This window comes from Chryseobacterium sp. RU33C (genome assembly GCF_900156015.1).
Lineage (GTDB): Bacteria > Bacteroidota > Bacteroidia > Flavobacteriales > Weeksellaceae > Chryseobacterium > Chryseobacterium candidae.
Genome location: NZ_FTMT01000022.1, coordinates 1 through 19,753, shown reverse-complemented (window position 1 = coordinate 19,753; position 19,753 = coordinate 1). Strand labels below are relative to the sequence as shown.

At 36.3% G+C, this 19,753-nt stretch carries 18 protein-coding genes; 17 read left to right on the top strand and 1 reads right to left on the bottom strand.

Annotated elements, in window-relative coordinates; genetic code table 11:
* Positions 1–11 precede the first annotated feature (11 nt).
* Positions 12–650, bottom strand: coding sequence for a hypothetical protein (locus BW946_RS17110; protein WP_076597321.1), 639 nt, complete (start codon positions 648–650; stop codon positions 12–14).
* Between the two features lie 153 nt (positions 651–803).
* Here BW946_RS17110 and BW946_RS17105 point away from each other — a divergent pair, with 153 nt between their 5' ends.
* From BW946_RS17105 to BW946_RS17025, 17 genes are all read left to right on the top strand, one after another.
* Positions 804–1,376 carry a C40 family peptidase gene (locus tag BW946_RS17105; RefSeq protein WP_110366093.1) on the top strand — a complete coding sequence of 191 codons (573 nt, stop codon included), beginning with the start codon at positions 804–806 and terminating at the stop codon, positions 1,374–1,376.
* A gap of 249 nt (positions 1,377–1,625) precedes the next feature.
* The gene (locus BW946_RS17100; RefSeq protein WP_076597320.1) at positions 1,626–2,237 is read left to right on the top strand and encodes a methyltransferase family protein; all 612 of its coding nucleotides are present in this window, start codon (positions 1,626–1,628) and stop codon (positions 2,235–2,237) included.
* An 82-nt stretch (positions 2,238–2,319) separates the two neighbouring features.
* Positions 2,320–3,132, top strand: a complete 813-nt coding sequence (locus BW946_RS17095) for a 2,3,4,5-tetrahydropyridine-2,6-dicarboxylate N-succinyltransferase (protein WP_076597319.1) — start codon at positions 2,320–2,322, stop codon at positions 3,130–3,132.
* Positions 3,133–3,161: 29 nt separating this feature from the next.
* Positions 3,162–4,331 carry a glycosyltransferase family 87 protein gene (locus tag BW946_RS17090; protein WP_076597318.1) on the top strand — a complete coding sequence of 390 codons (1,170 nt, stop codon included), beginning with the start codon at positions 3,162–3,164 and terminating at the stop codon, positions 4,329–4,331.
* Positions 4,332–4,336: 5 nt separating this feature from the next.
* Positions 4,337–5,266: a glycosyltransferase family 2 protein gene (locus BW946_RS17085; protein WP_076597317.1), complete on the top strand. Its 930-nt coding sequence runs from the start codon at positions 4,337–4,339 to the stop codon at positions 5,264–5,266.
* A 1-nt stretch (position 5,267) separates the two neighbouring features.
* Entirely contained in the window at positions 5,268–6,044 is a 777-nt protein-coding gene (locus tag BW946_RS17080) for a polysaccharide deacetylase family protein (protein WP_076597316.1), read from the top strand.
* Complete coding sequence (locus BW946_RS17075; RefSeq protein ID WP_076597315.1) at positions 6,041–7,138, top strand: glycosyltransferase family 4 protein; 1,098 nt, start codon at positions 6,041–6,043, stop codon at positions 7,136–7,138. Before BW946_RS17080 ends, BW946_RS17075 begins: the two co-directional genes overlap by 4 nt.
* A 246-nt stretch (positions 7,139–7,384) precedes the next feature.
* Positions 7,385–8,242 (top strand): ATP phosphoribosyltransferase, encoded by an 858-nt coding sequence (hisG, locus tag BW946_RS17070; protein ID WP_076597314.1) that lies wholly within the window; start codon positions 7,385–7,387, stop codon positions 8,240–8,242.
* Positions 8,243–8,461: 219 nt separating this feature from the next.
* Positions 8,462–9,736, top strand: a complete 1,275-nt coding sequence (gene hisD / locus BW946_RS17065; protein ID WP_076597313.1) for a histidinol dehydrogenase — start codon at positions 8,462–8,464, stop codon at positions 9,734–9,736.
* A 180-nt stretch (positions 9,737–9,916) separates the two neighbouring features.
* Positions 9,917–10,942 (top strand): histidinol-phosphate transaminase, encoded by a 1,026-nt coding sequence (gene hisC, locus BW946_RS17060; protein WP_076597312.1) that lies wholly within the window; start codon positions 9,917–9,919, stop codon positions 10,940–10,942.
* A gap of 2 nt (positions 10,943–10,944) precedes the next feature.
* Positions 10,945–12,039 (top strand): bifunctional histidinol-phosphatase/imidazoleglycerol-phosphate dehydratase HisB, encoded by a 1,095-nt coding sequence (hisB, locus tag BW946_RS17055; RefSeq protein WP_076597311.1) that lies wholly within the window; start codon positions 10,945–10,947, stop codon positions 12,037–12,039.
* A gap of 2 nt (positions 12,040–12,041) precedes the next feature.
* The gene (hisH, locus tag BW946_RS17050; protein WP_076597310.1) at positions 12,042–12,620 is read left to right on the top strand and encodes an imidazole glycerol phosphate synthase subunit HisH; all 579 of its coding nucleotides are present in this window, start codon (positions 12,042–12,044) and stop codon (positions 12,618–12,620) included.
* A 2-nt stretch (positions 12,621–12,622) separates the two neighbouring features.
* Positions 12,623–13,345 (top strand): 1-(5-phosphoribosyl)-5-[(5-phosphoribosylamino)methylideneamino]imidazole-4-carboxamide isomerase, encoded by a 723-nt coding sequence (gene hisA, locus BW946_RS17045; protein WP_076597309.1) that lies wholly within the window; start codon positions 12,623–12,625, stop codon positions 13,343–13,345.
* Positions 13,338–14,090, top strand: coding sequence for an imidazole glycerol phosphate synthase subunit HisF (gene hisF, locus BW946_RS17040; protein ID WP_076597308.1), 753 nt, complete (start codon positions 13,338–13,340; stop codon positions 14,088–14,090). Before hisA ends, hisF begins: the two co-directional genes overlap by 8 nt.
* A complete protein-coding gene (hisIE, locus tag BW946_RS17035) occupies positions 14,087–14,674 on the top strand; it encodes a bifunctional phosphoribosyl-AMP cyclohydrolase/phosphoribosyl-ATP diphosphatase HisIE (RefSeq protein ID WP_076597307.1) in 588 nt (195 codons plus the stop codon). Before hisF ends, hisIE begins: the two co-directional genes overlap by 4 nt.
* A 246-nt stretch (positions 14,675–14,920) precedes the next feature.
* Positions 14,921–16,474 (top strand): T9SS type A sorting domain-containing protein, encoded by a 1,554-nt coding sequence (locus BW946_RS17030; protein WP_076597306.1) that lies wholly within the window; start codon positions 14,921–14,923, stop codon positions 16,472–16,474.
* 4 nt (positions 16,475–16,478) lie between these two features.
* On the top strand, positions 16,479–19,697 hold the full coding sequence (locus BW946_RS17025) for an RHS repeat domain-containing protein (RefSeq protein ID WP_076597305.1): 3,219 nt from the start codon (positions 16,479–16,481) through the stop codon (positions 19,695–19,697).
* Positions 19,698–19,753: the final 56 nt, after the last annotated feature.

Here is a 19,753-nt window from a genome sequence, read left to right as displayed (position 1 = left end):
ACTTTTTTTATTTAAACAAATCCTATATGGGTAACCTTGTCATTTTCATTCTTTAATGTTACAAAATAGAGCAAAAGATCATTATCGGAAAAGTATTTTTTAAAAGACTTATCTTGTTGCTGATTCCAGCGGATTATTTCCTTACTACTTTCGATACTATAATTTTCAGAATCCAGTTTTAAAGTTAAAATCACTCCATGGTCTGATGTACAATGATCATTTTTATACAGAACATGATCTTTCATTGTTACACCATCAGAAAGATTATTAATTGCACCCCATTGAAATTCTCTCAGAATTTTTCTTCCTTCTTCAGTCTTTAAACCATTTTCAACCGTTCTTTTTCCTCTTTCAGAAAGTGTATCTAAATCTTTAATGATCGTCATTACCTTTGCAAACTTCTGGTAGAGGAGGGGATCACCTGCTTCTTTAATATATACTTCCAGGCTTTTCCTGATAATTTTCCCCATTCTGGAACAGTGGCCGAATTCAGAACTGTTCTGTCTCACTTTCTCATACGAAGGATTTTTTTTAAAGGCAGCTTTATTGAACCCGCTTTTCTTCCGAACCACATTTTTGCCATTCAGAGTATAAAATACCAGATCTCCCACCGCTCCGGTGATCTTGATTACACTTTCATAGGTTGCCATATCTTGAAAATAGAAATCAAATATACCAATAAATAATGAAAATCAAAATTTTAACTTATGTTTATCATATAGTTGTAGTATAGTTATTTTATAATTAAAATATAAAATGTATATTTGTGTATGTTTTGTTAATTAATTATAAATCAGAAGAGTATGGAAACGGGATTATTTGAACAAAAAATGAACATAAAGCAGATTGTTGCGGTATTAGCAGCTTCAGTCTTTGTAGTATCCTGCGGATCCTCGAAAAGTGCTTCAGGAAGTAAAAAATCAAATACGAAAACCATTGCAAAAACCGAAAATCTCAGAAAGCTGGATTCCAAATTTAATGGTAGTGTTTCCAGATCAATCAATGATATTCTGAAAGATGCAGAAAAGTATATCGGGACACCTTATAAATTCGGAGGCAATACTTCGTCAGGATTCGACTGTTCGGGATTTACGGTAAAAGTATTTGAAGAAAATGATTTTAATCTTCCCAGAAGATCTTCTGATCAGGCCGAAGCCGGAAAGAATATTGATATAAGAGACGTAAAACCTGGTGATCTGTTGTTTTTTGCAACAGCCGGAGGAAGCAGAGTATCTCACGTGGGAATTGTTCATGATATTGGTCCTGACGGAGAAGTGAAATTTATTCATGCTTCTACCTCAAAAGGTGTGATCATCTCATCCCTGAACGAAAAATACTGGAATAAGGCCTATCTTCATGCTCAAAGAGTTTTGTAAATATTCTATCAATAGAAATGGGCTTTAGCCCGTTTAATCGAAAAAAAGAAATCAACCGGCTTTAGCCAAAACTTATATCATCATCTTCTTTAAACCACCCGTCAAAAATTCTTTGAATTTTCATCACTTCCGGAGGATAGGAATTTCTAAGCTTACAATTGCAAATTTCATCAATTCCAATAAAGTCCCCAATCATTGCAATAGCATTGCATAACAAAACTTAGCAAATTTGCCCAAAACTATTATCATATGGCAGATTTTATCAGATTTTTTATCCCTTTTTACTTCATCATTTTCTTTTTGGTCTCATTTGTTGGCATTAGCTACAAAGTGGCTAAACAAATTGGAAAAAATCCTGACGTTCTTCCTAAAGATGATTCCGCATACGGACTTGTGGGATTGTATTTTAAGCTGATTTTATTTGCTTTGTTTATCTATACAATGCTACTTTTATTTTTTCCGAAAGAAATTTTCTCTGCTTTTAAAATCAATGTGCTGGAATATGATATTTTTCAGTACACAGGAATTATATCAATGATTTTTGCATTGATTTGGGTGATCATAGCCCAGTTACAAATGAAAAACTCATGGAGGATTGGAATTGATAACTCAGCAAAAACAGAACTGGTAACTCACGGATTATTCAGATTTTCAAGAAATCCCATATTTCTGGGAATGACCATCAGTCTTATTGGATTTTTCCTTGCTTTCCCTACTGTAATTGCTTTTGCTTTTCTTCTGACGGGAAATATTTTAATGCAGATTCAGATCAGGCTTGAAGAAGAGTTCCTTCTAAAGGAACACGGAGAAATTTACAAGACCTATAAAAAGACCGTGAAGCGTATGTTCACCTTTTATTAAAACACAATGTTAAAAACAGTTTTGCTGAACTTTTTTGTATCTTTGGGCAGTATAATTTTTCAAACTAATTTAAATAAGAAACATGTCATTACAACAAACTATTGAAAATATCTGGGACAACAGAGAATTATTGCAGAATGAAGACAGCCAGAAGGCAATCAGAGAAGTTATTTCTTTAGTTGATAAAGGGGAACTTCGTACTGCAGAACCTACAGAAAACGGATGGCAGGTAAATGAATGGGTGAAAAAAGCTGTAGTAATGTATTTTCCGATCCAGAAAATGGAAACGATTGAAGTAGGTCCGTTTGAATTTCATGATAAAATGCCTTTGAAGAGAGGTTATGCTGAAAAAGGGGTGAGAGTTGTACCACATGCAGTAGCGAGAGAAGGAGCTTACATTGCTCCGGGTGTAATTATGATGCCTTCTTATGTGAATATTGGTGCTTATGTAGATTCGGGAACAATGGTAGATACCTGGGCTACAGTAGGAAGCTGTGCACAGATCGGTAAAAACGTTCACCTGAGTGGTGGTGTTGGTATTGGGGGTGTATTGGAACCTTTACAGGCTGCTCCGGTAATCATTGAAGATGACTGCTTTATCGGTTCAAGATGTATCGTTGTAGAAGGAGTTCACGTAGAAAAAGAAGCCGTATTGGGTGCCAATGTAGTATTAACCGCTTCTACAAAAATTATCGACGTTACAGGAGATACTCCTGTTGAAATCAAAGGAAGAGTTCCTGCACGTTCAGTAGTAATCCCTGGAAGCTATACAAAACAGTATCCTGCTGGAGAATATCAGGTTCCATGTGCACTGATCATCGGTCAGAGAAAAGAATCTACCGATAAGAAGACATCTCTGAATGATGCACTGAGAGATAATAATGTAGCGGTGTAAGATTACTATTTTAATCTAATACAACAATCTTGAAAGAAAAATTTCTTAAAATATTATTAAACCCTAAATACATATTTGGGGTTTATCTTATTATATCCGTTGTTACAGCAATTTCCAAATACCTGAGAGGAGATTATGCGATTAATAATTATCTGATTTTTAAAAATGTATTCTTTAATACGATTCATCAGAAAAACCTGTTTATCCATTATCCTGATCTTTATTTTGATCTGAACCATTATGGGGTATTTTTCAGTGCGTTGATTGCTCCATTTGCCATGATGCCGGATTGGCTTGGAATTTCACTTTGGAATATTGCCAATACTTTCATCTTTATCTACGGAATTTATAAACTGCCCTTTTCAGACAGCAAAAAAGCAATCTTTGGTTTGCTTTGTCTTCAGGAATATATTACTGCTGCTTTAAGTCTGCAGTTCAATGTAGCACTCACAGGTCTTTTGCTGTTGTCTGCAGTGTATATTTACGAAAGAAAAGAAGTAAAATCTGTAACTGCAATTTTAATAGGAATATTCGTGAAAATCTACGGAATTGTAGGATTGACACAGTTTTTCTTTATTAAAAACAAAACCAAATTTATTCTTTCAGGAGTTGCTATTGCTCTATTGTTTTTCGTCCTTCCGATGGCCTATTCAAGTCCACAGTTTGTGATTCAGTGTTATTCAGACTGGTTTCAGTCTATTGTAGAGAAGAATAATGAAAATCAGGTGCTGGGAAATATGCAGGACATCTCTTTGATGGGATTTGTAAGAAGAATTTTAGGAGATGCATCCATTTCAAATCTTGTATTTTTAGCAGGCGGATTACCGCTTTTTGCTTTGCCATACATCAGAATTAAGCAATATAAGCACTATGCTTTCCAACTGATGATTCTGGCTTCCACATTACTGTTTTTAGTATTGTTCAGCTCCAGTTCAGAATCTCCAACCTATATTATTGCGGTGGTAGGAGTGCTGATCTGGTTTTTCCTTCAGAAAGAAAGAACACCATTCATTATTGGATTACTGGTTTTTGTTATTATTTTCACATGTTTCTCCACTTCGGATCTGTTCCCGAAATTTGTAAAAGAGAATTATATCATCAAATATTCATTAAAAGCCGTACCTTGTATTGTAATCTGGTTGAGAGTAACTTATGAACTTCTGACTAAAGATTTTGAGAAAAATTACAGCCTGAATTAATACATATGAAGAAAATTTCAATTGTAATTCCCGCTTATAACGAAGAAGGAAACGTGGCCATGATCCATCAGAAAATTAAAGAAGTTTTTGATGGTTTGAACAATTATGACTTTGAAATCATATTTGTGAATGATGGCAGCAGGGATAATACGCAGCAAAAATTAGAAGAACTTTCCAGTCAATATGATGAAGTAAAATTTATCGAATTTTCCCGTAATTTTGGACATCAGCCCGCTGTAAAAGCAGGAATAGACAATGCCCACGGAAATGCAGTCATTTCTATGGATGGAGATCTTCAGCATCCTCCGGCTCTTATTCCTGAAATGATTCAAAAATGGGAAGAAGGCTATGATGTAGTTTTTACCTTTAGAACGTATCCCAAAGAGATTTCATTTTTTAAAAGAATAACATCAGACCTATTTTACAAGCTTTTATCAAGTTTATCCGATGTTAATTTAACGAAAGGTGGCGGCTCAGATTTCAGACTGTTGGATGCAAGCGCTGTTGAAGTCATGAGAAACTTCAATGAAGATGATCTGTTCCTCAGAGGATTAACCAGTTGGATGGGTTTCAAACAAACTGGAATCGACTTTACTGCAGCAGAAAGACTCTCAGGGAAAAGCAGTTACAACCTTAAAAAAATGTTTACTTTTGCCTTTACGGGAATCACAGCTTTCAGCGTGAAACCTCTTTATCTGGCTGCATATCTGGGATTTTTATTCTCTGCGCTTTCAGTTATTGGATATGGAGCATACGTTATTCATTCATTTATTGCAAAAACAGAGATTTCGGGATGGGCATCATTGATTATGACTATTGTTTTCTTTGGAGGACTTCAGCTGATTATCCTCGGAATTATGGGGATTTATTTAGGTAAAATATTCAAGCAGGTGAAAAACAGACCTAATTATATTATTAAAAACAAAAATTTTTAAAATGGTTTTATTGAGTTTTGACATTGAAGAATTTGATATGCCATTAGAATATAAGGGTGAAATTCCCTTTGAAAAGCAGATTTCAATTTCACAGACAGGATTAGAGAGAATTCTTGATATCCTTAAAAAACATAATGCTAAAGCTACTTTTTTTTCCACCGTAGTTTTTGCAGAAAACAGCAGACATCTTATTGAAAGGTTATTACAGGAAGGCCATGAGCTGGCTTCTCACACCTGGTTTCATTCAGAATTTGAAGACAAACACCTCAAAGAATCAAGAGAAAGACTGGAAGAATTATTCTCCACAAAGGTTACCGGATTAAGAATGCCGAGAATGATGCCTGTAGACGAAAAAGAAGTGGAAAAAGCAGGATATTCTTACAATTCATCCATCAATCCGACATTTTTGCCGGGACGATATAATAATTTAAAAGTATCCAGAACCTATTTCAAAGAAGGAAATGTAACGCAGGTTCCGGCATCGGTTTCTCCTAATTTCAGAATTCCTTTATTCTGGTTAAGTTTTCACAATTTTCCTTTATTTTTCTACAGGAAACTGGCTTCGGACTGTCTGAAAAAAGATCAGTATCTGAACATTTATTTCCACCCGTGGGAATTTGCAGAAATTAAAGATGAAGCCTTTAAACTTCCCGGATTTACGGTAAAAAATTCAGGAAAAGATATGGTGGAAAGGTTTGATTCTTTTGTAGGCTGGCTGAAAGAAAAAGGACATCCATTCGGTACATTTCAGGAATTTCAAAAACAGATAGAACGATGAAGATTGCCTTTGATGCAAAACGGTTTTTCCACAATACATCCGGTCTTGGAAATTACTCGAGGGATCTTATAAGAATCCTTTCAGAGTATGAACCGGACAATGAATATCTGTTACTCAACAAAAACAAATCGGAGCGTGGGAAAGATATTCTGGAACGTCCGAATGTTCAATTTATTGAAACCTCAAAAGGAAACCTTTCCCGCCAGTTAAAAATGGGTAAAGATGCCCAAAAACAGGGAGCAGATATTTTCCATGGATTATCGGGCGAACTTCCTTTAAAATGGGATCCAAAGCCTATTAAAAAGGTCGTTACCATTCATGATCTGATCTTTGTAAGATATCCTCAGTATTATTCTTTTTTTGATAGAAAGATTCATTTCTGGAAATTCAAAAAAGCGGCTGACACCGCTGACAAAATTATTGCTATTTCAGAACAGACCAAAAGAGATATTATCCGGTATTTAAAAGTTCCTGAGACAAAGATTGAAGTCATTTATCAGGGATGTCATCATGCTTTCAAAGAGCAGCAGTCTCCGGAATTAATGGAAGCTGTCAAAGAGAAATTTAAGCTTCCGGAAAGGTTTGTGTTGAATGTTGGAACTATCGAAGACCGCAAAAACCTTTTAAATGTTGTAAAAGCAGTCAACGGTACAGGAATTCCTCTTGTAGTCGTAGGAAGAAAGACCAAATATTACCAGAAAATAGAAAGTTTCCTGAAAAAGAATAAAATGGAAAAACAGGTGCTTTTCCTGGAAGGAGTTTCTATGGATGAGCTGGCTTGCCTCTATAAACTGGCAGATATTTTTGTCTATCCAAGCTTCTTTGAAGGCTTCGGAATCCCGGTTATTGAAGCTCTTTTCTCCAAAACTGTGGTCGTTACCAGCAATACCAGTTGTCTGCCTGAAGCAGGTGGAAAAGACTCTGTGTATGTGAATCCTGAGAACGATCTTGATATCCGGGCCAAATTAAAATTTCTCTGGGAAAATGAATCTGAGAGAAAACGCCGTGAGGAAAAGGGTTTCGAGTTTGTTCAGAAGTTTAATGACGAACCCATTGCAAAGCAGCTGATGAATTTTTATCAAAAATTAATTTAAAAAAACTTTGCATTTTAAAAATAAATCCTACATTTGCATCATAATTCAAACAATGAAACCAACTTTTTTAGCATTACATCATTATCATCATCATCTCTGTTAGACGGAATTGATTGATAATAAGTATGTGCTAAAATCAAAATAATTAAAACCGTCTGAGTAAATAGGCGGTTTTTTTGTTTCCTGAATTCTCCTCAGAAATTTCAATAGATCAGTTTTTATTTGCTCGGACCCAAAAAAGGCAAAATGAGTAAATTAAAAATTGCAATCCAAAAAAGCGGACGGCTTTATGAAGAATCTCTTCAGCTTCTCAAAGACTGCGGAATCTTCGTCAACAACGGGAAAGATCAGCTCAAAGTTTCAGTAGATAACTTTCCGATGGAAATCATGTACCTTCGGAATTCAGACATCCCGCAATACCTGGAAGATGGAGTAGTGGATGTTGCTATTGTAGGCGAGAATCTTCTGACTGAGAAAAGTAAAAATATCAAAACAATCCAGAAACTTGGGTTTTCAAAATGCCGTGTTTCATTGGCAGTTCCCAAAGAAGTGGAAACTGATGAACTCTCTTATTTTCAGGGTAAAAAAATTGCTACTTCTTATCCCAATACTCTTAAAAACTTTTTAGAAAATCAAGGAATTGTTTCAGATATTCACGTTATTTCAGGTTCTGTAGAAATTGCTCCAAATATCGGTTTGGCAGACGGAATATGTGATATAGTAAGCTCCGGAAGTACCTTATTCAAAAACGGATTAAGAGAAACCGTCACTCTGCTGAAATCGGAAGCTGTGCTGGCTCAAACACCTCGATTGTCGGTTGAAAAACAGGCGATTCTTGAAAAATTTGTCTTCAGAATCAAAGCGGTGTTAAAAGCAAAAAATTCAAAATATATTCTGATGAATGTTCCCAATGAAAAAATACAGAAAGTATCAGAAGTTCTTCCGGTATTAAAAAGCCCTACAGTGATTCCGTTGGCAGAAGAAGGCTGGAGCAGCATACATTCCGTGATTGATGAAGAACGTTTCTGGGAAGTGATTGACGAACTCAAAGAAAATGGAGCACAGGATATTTTAATCATTCCAATTGATAAGATGGTTATTTAAAATATTGACTATTAAGATGATAAATGTTGGTTAATGCAAAGGCGTAATGAATATGAAATTAATACTGTTTTAAGGCGCAAAGATTTTATCTGCAATAAAATTGAATGCTGTTTAATACTCACATACTTGCTGAAAATCTAAGATTTTCTTGCGCCTTAAAAAAGATATAGGAATTAAAAACTTTGCGCCTTCACGTAAAAAACAATTAAAAATAATACAATGAAAATATACCGATATCCCACAAAAGACACCTGGAAAGACCTGGTAAAACGCCCAGTTTTGGAACAGAAAGAAATTTCAGGACTTATCACAGAAATTTTTGCAGAAGTTGAAAAAAAAGGAGATAGCGCTTTAATAGAATTCAATAAAAAATTTGATAAAGCAGAAACCCAAAGCATAAAAGTTTCTGAAGCTGAGATTCTGGAGGCAGAAAAACAAATTAATAAGGAGTTGAAACAAGCCATTCAACAGGCAAAAGAAAATATTTCAAAATTTCACGCCTCTCAAATACAGGAAATTCAGAAAATTGAAACAACAAAAGGAGTTGTTTGCTGGCGTGAAAACCGTTCGGTAGAGAGCGTTGGAATTTATATTCCGGGAGGAACTGCTCCTTTGTTCTCTACGGTATTGATGCTTGCAGTTCCTGCAAATCTTGCCGGATGTAAAGAAACAGTCCTTTGCACGCCACCGGATAAGAATGGGAATGTTAATCCCGCAATTCTTTATGCAGCAAAACTTTGCGGGGTTTCGGAAATCTTTAAAACAGGAGGAGCGCAGGCTGTTGCTGCAATGACTTTCGGAACAGAGAGCATTCCAGCTGTCAATAAAATTTTCGGGCCTGGAAATCAGTTTGTCGTAGCAGCCAAAGAATATGCCCAGCGTTATGGAGTTGCGATCGATATGCCTGCCGGTCCGAGTGAAGTTCTTGTGATTGCAGATGAACAGGCTGTTCCTGAATTTTGTGCTGCCGATCTTCTTTCGCAGGCAGAACACGGAAGCGATAGTCAGGTTGTTTTTATTACAACAGACCTTAAAGTGTTTGATAAAACAATAGAGAGTGTTGAACAGCAGATCAAAGAATTACCCAGAAATGAATTTGCAGGTCAGGCTCTGAAAAACAGCTCTTTTATTTTGATCAATACGCTGAAAGAGGCTCTTGAGTTCAGCAATCTTTATGCTCCGGAGCACCTTATTCTGGCGATTAGTAATTTTGAAAAATATATTCCGGAAGTTCAGAATGCGGGATCAGTTTTCCTTGGGAACTACTCCTGTGAGAGTGCTGGAGATTATGCCAGCGGAACCAATCACACACTTCCTACCAATGCCTATGCGAAGAATTACAGCGGAGTATCCCTGGATAGCTTTGTGAAGAAAATAACATTCCAGCAACTTTCAAAAGAAGGACTTCAGAATTTAGGAAAAACCATAGAACTCATGGCAGAAGCAGAAGGTCTGTTTGCCCACAAAAATGCAGTATCAATAAGATTAAAATGATAATTGTTGGAAAGCGCGCAAAAATGAACCATTAAGAAAATAAAGGTTTAAGTAAAGTTAAGATCCAAATACATTTAAATTCAACTCACTACTTAATAAAGATCTGAAGATATTTTCTTCAATATCCTTAGTAACTCAATTCATCTTAATGGTTTAAAATAGTTTTAAACAAACAATACAATGAAAAATAACAGTATCAAAACACTCGTAAGAGACAATATATTACAATTACAGCCCTACATCAGTTTCAGGGATAATAACAAATTTAATACACCCGTTATGCTGGATGCGAATGAAAGTCCTTTTGGAGAATGCAACCGTTACCCTGATTCTACCCAGAAAAAGCTTAAGAAGAGACTTGCAGAGCTTAAAAACGTTCTGTCTTCACAGATCGCCATAGGAAACGGCAGTGATGAGCTGATAGACCTTATCATCAAAATCTTCTGTGAGCCTAAAAAAGATGCCATTCTGATGATGAACCCGTCCTTTGCAATGTATGGTTTCTATGCGGCAATCAACGAAAATAAAGTGCAGAAACTTGATTTGGATGAAAACTTCGAGATTGTAAAAGAGAAATTTTTAAAAGCTGCGGAAGATCCTTCTCTTAAAATATTCTTTCTATGCTCTCCAAATAATCCTACAGGCAACAGCATTGATGATATTGAATTCTATCTTCAGAATTTCAACGGGATTGTAGTGGTAGATGAAGCTTATATTGAATTTTCCGGAAAAAAATCAAGTATTGAACTTCTGAATCAATATTCCAATCTGATTATACTGCAAACATTTTCCAAAGCGTGGGGAATTGCCGGAGCAAGAGTAGGTATGGCTTATGCGTCTGAAGAGATTATCTCCCTTATCAATACCGTAAAAGCTCCCTATAATGTAAATGTTCTTAGCCAGGAACTTATTCTGAAAACACTGGAGGATAAAAACAGACTTCAGGAAAACGTAAACCGTATTCTGGAAGAGAGAACATGGCTGAAGCAACAGTTTGAAGGGATTACATGTATTTCGAAAATATTTTCAACGGATGCGAATTTCTTTCTGATCAGAATGGAAAATGTAGATCATGTATACGGAAAAATGCTTGAAGAAGAGATTTTAACCAGCAGAAGAGATCCTGCAATTCAGGGTTGTATCAGGATCAATGTAGGAAGCCGTGCAGAAAATGAAAAATTAATTAACCTTTTGAAAAGTATTTAACAATGAAAAAAGTACTCTTTATAGACCGCGACGGAACACTGATTATTGAACCGCCAACAGATTTTCAGGTAGATTCTCTGGAAAAACTTGAATTTTATCCGGGCGTTTTTCAAAACTTAGCAAAAATCGCCAATGAATTAGATTACGAACTGGTGATGGTCACCAATCAGGATGGCCTGGGAACGGAGAGTTTTCCTGAAGAAGATTTCATCAAACCCCAGGAAAAAATGCTGAAAGCCTTTGAAAATGAAGGCATCATTTTTAGTGATATTTTAATTGATAAAAGCTTTGAATCTGAAAATCTGCCTACCAGAAAACCAGGAGTCGGAATGCTTGGGAAATACATTTATGGAAATTACGACCTTGAAAATTCCTATGTAATTGGTGATCGAAGTACAGATGTGCAACTTGCTAAAAACCTTGGGTCTAAAGCTATTTATCTTAATGAAAACTTAAATAGTGAGGCGGAGCTGTCTGCAACACGATGGTCAGAGATTTATCAGTTCTTAAAATCAGGAATGAGGAAGGCTAAAGTATCCAGAAAAACCAATGAGACTGATATTGAAATTGAAGTCAATCTGGATGGAAACGGAAAATCAGATATTTCAACCGGACTTCACTTTTTTGATCACATGCTGGATCAGATTGCCAGACACGGAAATATGGATCTTACGATTAAAGTGAACGGAGATCTTGCTGTAGATGAGCACCACACCATTGAAGACACGGGAATTGTGCTGGGAGAAGCTATTTTAAAAGCTTTAGGAAAGAAAAAAGGCATTGAAAGGTATGGTTTCCTGCTTCCGATGGATGACTGCCTTTCTCAGGTGGCTATTGATTTCGGGGGAAGGTCATGGCTGGTTTGGGATGCTGAATTTAAAAGAGAAAAGATAGGAGATGTGCCTACGGAAATGTTTTTTCATTTCTTTAAGTCCTTTACTGATGCTTCAAAATTCAATCTGAATATCAAAGCAGAAGGAGATAACGAACACCACAAAATTGAATCCATCTTTAAAGCCTTCGCAAAAGCTGTTAAGATGGCAGTGAACCAATCAGATAGTAACTACAGTCTGCCTTCTACAAAAGGAAGTTTATAAATATGATCGCTATAATAAAATACAACGGAGGAAATGTTAACTCTGTCCAGAATGCTCTCAACAGGCTGAATGTTGATTCTGTGATCACCGATGATCCTGAACAGATTTTAAAAGCTGATAAAGTGATCTTTCCGGGTGTTGGAGAAGCTTCATCCACTATGAAACTGCTGAAGGAAAAAGAACTTGATCTTTTGATTCCTGGCCTTAAGCAGCCTGTTTTAGGAATATGCCTCGGAATGCAGCTGATGTGCAAGGAAAATGAAGAAGGAGATACTGAAGGAATGGGAATTTTTGATATCAATGTCAGAAAATTTCCATCAACGGATATTGTTCCGCATATGGGCTGGAATACTATTTCAGAGCAGGTTTCTCCACTGTTTTCAGGAATTGAAAAGAACAGTGATGTATATTTTGTTCACAGCTATTACTGTGAGCTTTCAGATTGTACAACTTCTGTCTGTGATTACATCCTGCCATTCAGTGCTTCTTTGCAGAAAGACAATTTCTATGCCGTACAGTTTCACCCTGAAAAATCAGGAATGATAGGAAATCAGATCGTTAAGAACTTTATAAATTTATAATGATGAAAATTATTCCGGCTATTGATATTATCGACGGGAAATGTGTCCGTCTATCAAAAGGAGATTACAACACAAAGAAAATATACAATGAAGACCCTGTAGAAGTGGCCAAAGAATTTGAAAGTTTCGGCATTCAGTTTCTTCACCTGGTGGATCTTGACGGGGCAAAATCAAAGCATATCGTCAATCAGAAAGTGCTGGAAAATATTGCCCATTCTACTTCGCTGCATATCGACTTTGGAGGAGGCTTAAAAACTCAGCAGGATATTGAAACAGCATTTAATTCCGGGGCTCAACAGATCACTTTAGGAAGTATAGCCGTTCAGAATCCTGAATTCTGCTATGAAATGATCCAAAAATATGGAGCGGAAAAGATCATTTTGGGGGCAGACTGTGAAAACAGAAAGATTAAAACATCCGGATGGCTGGAGGAAAGCGATAATGATGTGATTGATTTTATCCTTCAGTATCAGGAAAAAGGAATACAGTCCACAATATGTACTGATATTGCAAAAGACGGAATGCTGGAAGGTCCTTCAACAGAACTTTATATTGAGATTTTAGACAAGACCTCTGTTCAGCTGGTGGCAAGCGGTGGTATTTCAGGCATCACTGATGTCTATAAAATGAAAGATATAGGATGTACCGGAACAATCATCGGGAAAGCAATTTACGAAGCAAAAATCAGCTTACAACAACTTCAGAAATTTATTGAAAATGCTTAAGAAAAGAATTATTCCATGTCTGGATATAAAAGACGGAGCTACGGTGAAAGGAATCAATTTTGAAGACCTTAAAAATGCAGGAGATCCCGTAGAATTGGCCAAAAGATATGAGCAGGAAGGAGCAGACGAGCTTGTTTTCCTGGATATTACAGCAACTATTGAGAACAGGAAGACTTTTGTGGAACTTGTAAAAGAGATTGCCAAAGAACTAAGTATTCCTTTTACGGTGGGAGGTGGAATTTCTTCTGTGGAAGATGTAAGAAAGCTTTTAGAAGCAGGTGCAGACAAGATCAGTATCAATTCTTCAGCCGTAAAAAATCCGGGTCTTATCTCTGATCTGGCCCAGGAATTCGGAAGTCAGTGTGTGGTGGTAGCCATTGATACAAGACAGGTGGGAGATAAAGATCTTGTCCACATCAAAGGAGGAAGAGAAGCAACGGAGCTTCTTACCGTGGAATGGGCAAAAGAAGCAGCGGGTTTAGGAGCAGGCGAAATTCTATTGACTTCAATGGATGGTGACGGCACAAAAAACGGCTTTGACCTTCGCATTACAAAGCTTGTTTCAGACAATATCAGTATTCCTGTGATTGCTTCCGGAGGTGCTGGTAAGGTGGATGACTTTGTTAAAGTATTTCATGAAACAAAAGCTACAGGAGGTTTGGCAGCCAGTATTTTCCATTTTAATGAAATAGGAATTCAGGATTTAAAACAACAGTTAAAAACTCAGAAAATAGAAGTACGATGAATATAGATTTTAATAAAGATAACGGGCTTGTTCCGGTAATCATTCAGGACAGCAGAACACTGCAGGTTCTGATGCTTGGCTACATGAATGAAGACGCTTTTGAAAAAACAAAGAAAGAAGGAATTGTTACTTTTTTCAGCCGCTCCAAAAACAGACTGTGGACCAAAGGAGAAGAATCCGGTAATTTTCTAACGGTAAAAAGTATTGACATAGATTGTGATCAGGATACCATTTTAATTAAAGCCGTTCCGAAAAATGTAGTGTGTCACACAGGGAGTTTCAGCTGTTTTGGAGAAAGGAATACTCAAGGATTTATGTATGAGCTGGAAGATAAGATATCACAGAGAATAGATACGAAAGCCGAAGGTTCTTATACGTATTCACTTTATCAGAGAGGAATTAATAAAATGGCTCAAAAAGTAGGCGAGGAAGCCGTAGAATTGGTTATAGAAGCAAAAGACAATAATGATGATCTTTTTAAAAATGAAGCCGCAGATTTGCTGTATCATTTCCTGATTTTATTGAAAGCCAAAGGATTTTCGCTGGAAGAGATTGAGGAAATTCTTAAAGACAGGAACCAATGAGACCTTTGAATTATTTCAAAGGTTTTTTTTGTGAGAAATTATAGCTTATATTTTTAATACGACCTGTTTTGTCGCTATGCATAGATATTTTTGTATCAGAATGAAACAAAATTCAATATTAATAAACAGGATTTGATTATGAATAGTATGATTTACATTAAAGCACACAAGAGTGATTTTTGTGTCTTAAAAAGTATTAAATTCGTGAAGTTTTAAGAAACTAATTACTAACTCAGAAAACATAGAATGAAAAAAATCTATCTCGGTGCATTCACTTTATGCACAGCCCTGGGCGTATCTGCTCAGGAAGTGGTATGGCAGAAGGACATCAAATCCTCTACCCAGGATTTTCTAAGCCAGGTCACCACCACCATCGATCAGCAGTACCTGATTACAGGAAGCTCCATTCAAAGCGATAAGCTTCAGGCTACTAAAGGTAAGCAAAACAATGGCTATGACTTCCATTTGATAAAATTAAATCAAGAAGGAAACCCAATCTGGGAAAAGTATTTCTCGGGAAACAACCACGATTATTTATCTTCAACGGTCACCACTCAAGACGGAGGTTTTCTGATTTCAGGGACTTCCTATTCAGGTAAAGGGCTGGATAAAAAAGACGATTCTAAAGGAGGTTCAGACATTTGGTTGATCCGTTTAAATGAATTTGGTGACCACCTCTGGCAAAAAAACATAGGAACTTCAGCAGATGAAGAGGCAAGAACCGTGATTCAAACAACTGACCAGGGATTCATTGTAGCAGGTAATGTTCAGAACTCATCAAAAGGCTACGGTTCAAAAGATGTACTTATCGTTAAATTAGACAAAGACGGAAAAGAACTCTCCCAATTCATTTTTGGAGGTAAGGCGATTGATGAAGTAGAAAAGATGACCCCAACCCGTGATGGAGGAGCATTACTCGGAATATATTCCAGAAGTGGTATCGGTGGTACTAAAAAAACAGAAAACTACGGTGAAGGTGATTATTGGATCGTAAAGCTCTCAAAAGATGGAAAAATTGAATGGGAAAAGAACTTTGGCGGAAAAGGCGATGATCATTTGAGAACAATGGCTTTAACCTCTGATGGATATGTCATTGGTGGCGAATCCAGATCAGAAAGATCAGGTAATAAAACGGTAGGAATAGAAGAAGGAACTGACCTTTGGGTTATTGCATTAGATCAAAATGGGAATGAGCGGTTCCAAAAGTCTTACAGCTTTGGAAACAGGGATATTCTGATGGGAATGAGTGTGATAAGCGGGAAGATGGAAGATGGAAGCGAGAAGTCTAAAGGCATTCTGCTGGGAGGTTATACCCAGGCTGAAGGAAGAATACAGACCGATGACGAAACTTTCTGGATGCTGTACCTTGATCCAAACGGCAATGAACAGTGGAGAAAGCATATCACCGGAGAATCCAGAAAAAAAGAGGAAAGGCTTTCAGACTTAAAGCTGAACAGAGACGGCTCTATTATTCTGGCAGGAACCAGTGCTGAAGAATTAGGGAAAGAAAACTGGAAGATTGTGAAACTGGGAGATAAGGAGGTTGATCAGCTGATTGAAAAGTATGACATCAAAATCTATCCGAACCCTGTTTCAGATTATGCGTATGTAGAAATCGGTTTCGATTTCAAGGATGCAGATATTCTTTTGTATGATATGAGTGGAAGACAGCTTCAAAATCTGAAAACCAAGAACAAAGTGACTAAGATCAATACCCAGGCTTTGGTGCAGGGAGCTTATCTCATCACAATTAAAACAGATACAGATAAAACGGCTAACGCTAAATTAATTAAAAAATAACCCGATGAAAAAAACTTTAACATTGGCAGGGATTATTCTTTCTGCTTTAATGTATAGCCAAAGTAATACTCCACAAGATTATACTACCAATACTAATGATGCTGGTAAGCACATTCCTAAGATATCTCCAACTAGCCCTGAATCATTTAAATTCAGCCAATATGGAAATATTCCTATTGGAATGTTTACAGGTTCTCCTAATATCAATATTCCTATTACAGAATTATCGATAGATGGGGTAAGCATTCCAATTTCTTTAAACTATTCTTCCAATGGAATTAATATTGACGAAACAAATGGTTCAGTTGGGTTAGGTTGGACTTTTATTTCAGGGGGAGTAATCACAAGAACAATAAGAGATAAACCTGATGAAGAGAGTAACTACAATAGTGGTGATGTTCCACTACTCGAAAGCCCGTCTGCACAAATGACTGAATATCTCAAATTCTGTGAAGTAGACAATTTTGATTCTGAACCGGATTTATACACTGCCAATTTTGCTGGTAATAATGTAAAGTTTCTAATCAGTAAAAGTGGAAACATTTTTATGATAAATCAGAAAGACTACAAAATAAAAAAGAATGATAATGGAAACTTATTTTCAATTATTCTGGATAATGGAGTAAGATATAATTTTAATGCTGTAGAAAATGTGCTAAACAGAACCCTGAATGTTGGAGGGCATCAGATCCCTTCACAATATCCGCAGTCATGGTATCTTACCTCTGTAGTCGCAGTAAACGGTCAAACACTCACTCTCGAGTATCAGGATGTAAGCTATACCAATACTTTGTCACAATCTCAAACTATGACCTACACCACAGGACCACAACAGAAATATGGAGATATAGGATCAGGCCCAAATGGTGGAAACTCCTGCCCTATGGTAGATTATGCATTACCGCCAAATAATATCGGACTTATTGCCGAATCAGAACAGGAGGTATTAGGAAAACAAATCAAAAAAATATATGACTCAAACAATAACTCAATTGTTTTTAGCTATTCAGTACAAAATGGAGATTATTCAAAACTAACCGGGATTAAAAAATATCATAATGGTCTGGTAATAGATGATGTTACTTTTAATTATCTTAGTACAAGTGTTTCAAGGTTATTCCTGAGTGAAATCCGTAATAACAAAAGTAATTCTTCACATAAATTTTCCTATAATAATCCAGAAAGCTTTCCTTCAAGATTAAGTTTTTCCAGGGATATGTGGGGATATTATAATGGTAAGAGTAATAGTACTCTTATTCCCCAAATTTTTGATAGCAGTAATACTTCTGCTCCACAATATAATGGGGCTGATCAGAGTATTGCGCCCAACCTTGGACAATATGGACTGCTAAAAACTATAACTTATCCAACAGGTGGAAATACATTATTAAACTATGAGAACCACAAAAAGAAAGATAATGTTTTGGTTCCTGCTACTAAGGCCAATATAGGAGTTTCAACATTTAATCCTTTAGGTACATACGAAACAAAAAAAGAAACCATTGTAATTCCACAAAAAACAGGACTTGTTCAAATTGGATTATCAAGTTACCTCTACTCATATGGTACTTGTAAAAATAGTCCTGCTTTACAAACAGGTAAGCAGAAAGCCAGTTTAGAAGTATTTGATCAGGCAGGTAACCTTTTAACTTTATTGGAGTACAGCCCATTATATAATACCTATTTTCCTCTTGGAACCTCAACTGAAGCATCAGTGAATACAAATAAAAAAGTTTTCGTTAATGTTAATAAAAACCAGTCTGTTAAAATAGTTTTAACAGCATTGTTTGCTTGTGCAGATGCATATGCTTCAACAACTTACTATGATAAAGACGATGAGTATGTTTTGCAGGATGTATTGTTAGGAGGCTACAGGGTTTCTTCAACTGTTGATACTCCTATTGATGGTCTTCCTATTACAAGAAAATATAACTATGTAAATGATAATGGAGAATATTCTATTCATCAGACGCGAGAGCCTTTATTTAAAGAAAATAGAACTGCCGGTTCTGTATGTGTAGGGGGAGCTTTGACAGCAACTACGCCTATTATTCTAAATTATACAGCAATAACTTCATCAAATATCGGGAGATTATTTTCATTTAATCCTAATATATTTTATGACACTGTTGAAGAGAAAATAGAAGGAAAAGGTAAAACCGTTCACTATTTTAGCTCAAATACAGATTATTGGGGAAATCCAATTAAGGGAAGCTCAATTATATCGGCCCCATGGACTAATTCTGGATGGGACAATGGAAAAGAAATCCTGACAGTTTATAAAGACAATGCCAATGTAATTCTTAAAAAGGTTGAATTTAATTTCTCAGAAGATACTTCAAGAACATCTTATATGGGAGCAATTACCAGACGAAAAATATTTGAACCTGTTCTGAATGACGGAACGTGGAATAATTTTGAAAATTTAGATGCGGTATACTATAAAAACATTAGCCGTTTCACTTATCTGAAATCCCAAAAAACGACGGATTATTTTAATGGTAATCCTGTTGAAACTAAGATTGAGTATTTTTATGATAATCCTTCCCATCATCAATTAAAAAAACAGAAAAACACTACGGCTGACGGAGTGATTAATGCTACGGAGTATAATTATGCTCACGAAAAAGGAAATCAAAAGCTAATCAATGCTAATATGATAGGGATTTCGTTACAGACCATCACCAAAAAAGATAATGTGTTGGTGTCAAATATGGAAACAAAGTATGATAACCCATTGAATCTATTTCCAAGTTCCGTTGTATCCACAGACTTACAAAACATTGTTTCTACCGAAGTAACGTATGACAAATACGACAGTAAAGGTAATATTCAGCAGTACACCACAAAAGACGGCATTTCAACAGTCATTATCTGGGGGTATAACCAAACCCAGCCTATTGCTAAAATAGAAGGCGCCAAATTAACAGATATTCAGGAATCTCTCATCAACACCATTGTTAATGCCTCTAATACCGATGCGTCAGCTGCAGCTAATAATGATGAAACCTCGCTTTTATCTGTATTGAACACCTTCAGAAACTCTCTGCCAAATTATCAGATCACTACCTACACTTATGACCCATTAGTAGGAGTCAGAAGCATCACCCCGCCATCAGGAATCAGAGAAAGCTATATTTATGATTCTGCAAACAGGCTTGAAAAGATTATTGATGTGAATGGCAAAGTGCTGAAGGAGATGAAATACAACTATAAAAACTAAAACCGATGAAAAAATTAATACTACCCATAGGAGCCTTGCTCTTATCCAATATAACC

Coding starts and splice junctions, on each gene's coding strand:
- hisA (WP_076597309.1), top strand. CDS start 12,623: ATGAAAATTATTCCGGCTATTGATATTATCGACGGGAAATGTGTCCGT.
- BW946_RS17110 (WP_076597321.1), bottom strand. CDS start 650: ATGGCAACCTATGAAAGTGTAATCAAGATCACCGGAGCGGTGGGAGAT.
- BW946_RS17100 (WP_076597320.1), top strand. CDS start 1,626: ATGGCAGATTTTATCAGATTTTTTATCCCTTTTTACTTCATCATTTTC.
- hisD (WP_076597313.1), top strand. CDS start 8,462: ATGAAAATATACCGATATCCCACAAAAGACACCTGGAAAGACCTGGTA.
- BW946_RS17080 (WP_076597316.1), top strand. CDS start 5,268: ATGGTTTTATTGAGTTTTGACATTGAAGAATTTGATATGCCATTAGAA.
- BW946_RS17095 (WP_076597319.1), top strand. CDS start 2,320: ATGTCATTACAACAAACTATTGAAAATATCTGGGACAACAGAGAATTA.
- hisF (WP_076597308.1), top strand. CDS start 13,338: ATGCTTAAGAAAAGAATTATTCCATGTCTGGATATAAAAGACGGAGCT.
- hisIE (WP_076597307.1), top strand. CDS start 14,087: ATGAATATAGATTTTAATAAAGATAACGGGCTTGTTCCGGTAATCATT.
- hisC (WP_076597312.1), top strand. CDS start 9,917: ATGAAAAATAACAGTATCAAAACACTCGTAAGAGACAATATATTACAA.
- BW946_RS17075 (WP_076597315.1), top strand. CDS start 6,041: ATGAAGATTGCCTTTGATGCAAAACGGTTTTTCCACAATACATCCGGT.
- hisB (WP_076597311.1), top strand. CDS start 10,945: ATGAAAAAAGTACTCTTTATAGACCGCGACGGAACACTGATTATTGAA.
- BW946_RS17085 (WP_076597317.1), top strand. CDS start 4,337: ATGAAGAAAATTTCAATTGTAATTCCCGCTTATAACGAAGAAGGAAAC.
- BW946_RS17025 (WP_076597305.1), top strand. CDS start 16,479: ATGAAAAAAACTTTAACATTGGCAGGGATTATTCTTTCTGCTTTAATG.
- hisG (WP_076597314.1), top strand. CDS start 7,385: ATGAGTAAATTAAAAATTGCAATCCAAAAAAGCGGACGGCTTTATGAA.
- BW946_RS17105 (WP_110366093.1), top strand. CDS start 804: ATGGAAACGGGATTATTTGAACAAAAAATGAACATAAAGCAGATTGTT.
- hisH (WP_076597310.1), top strand. CDS start 12,042: ATGATCGCTATAATAAAATACAACGGAGGAAATGTTAACTCTGTCCAG.
- BW946_RS17030 (WP_076597306.1), top strand. CDS start 14,921: ATGAAAAAAATCTATCTCGGTGCATTCACTTTATGCACAGCCCTGGGC.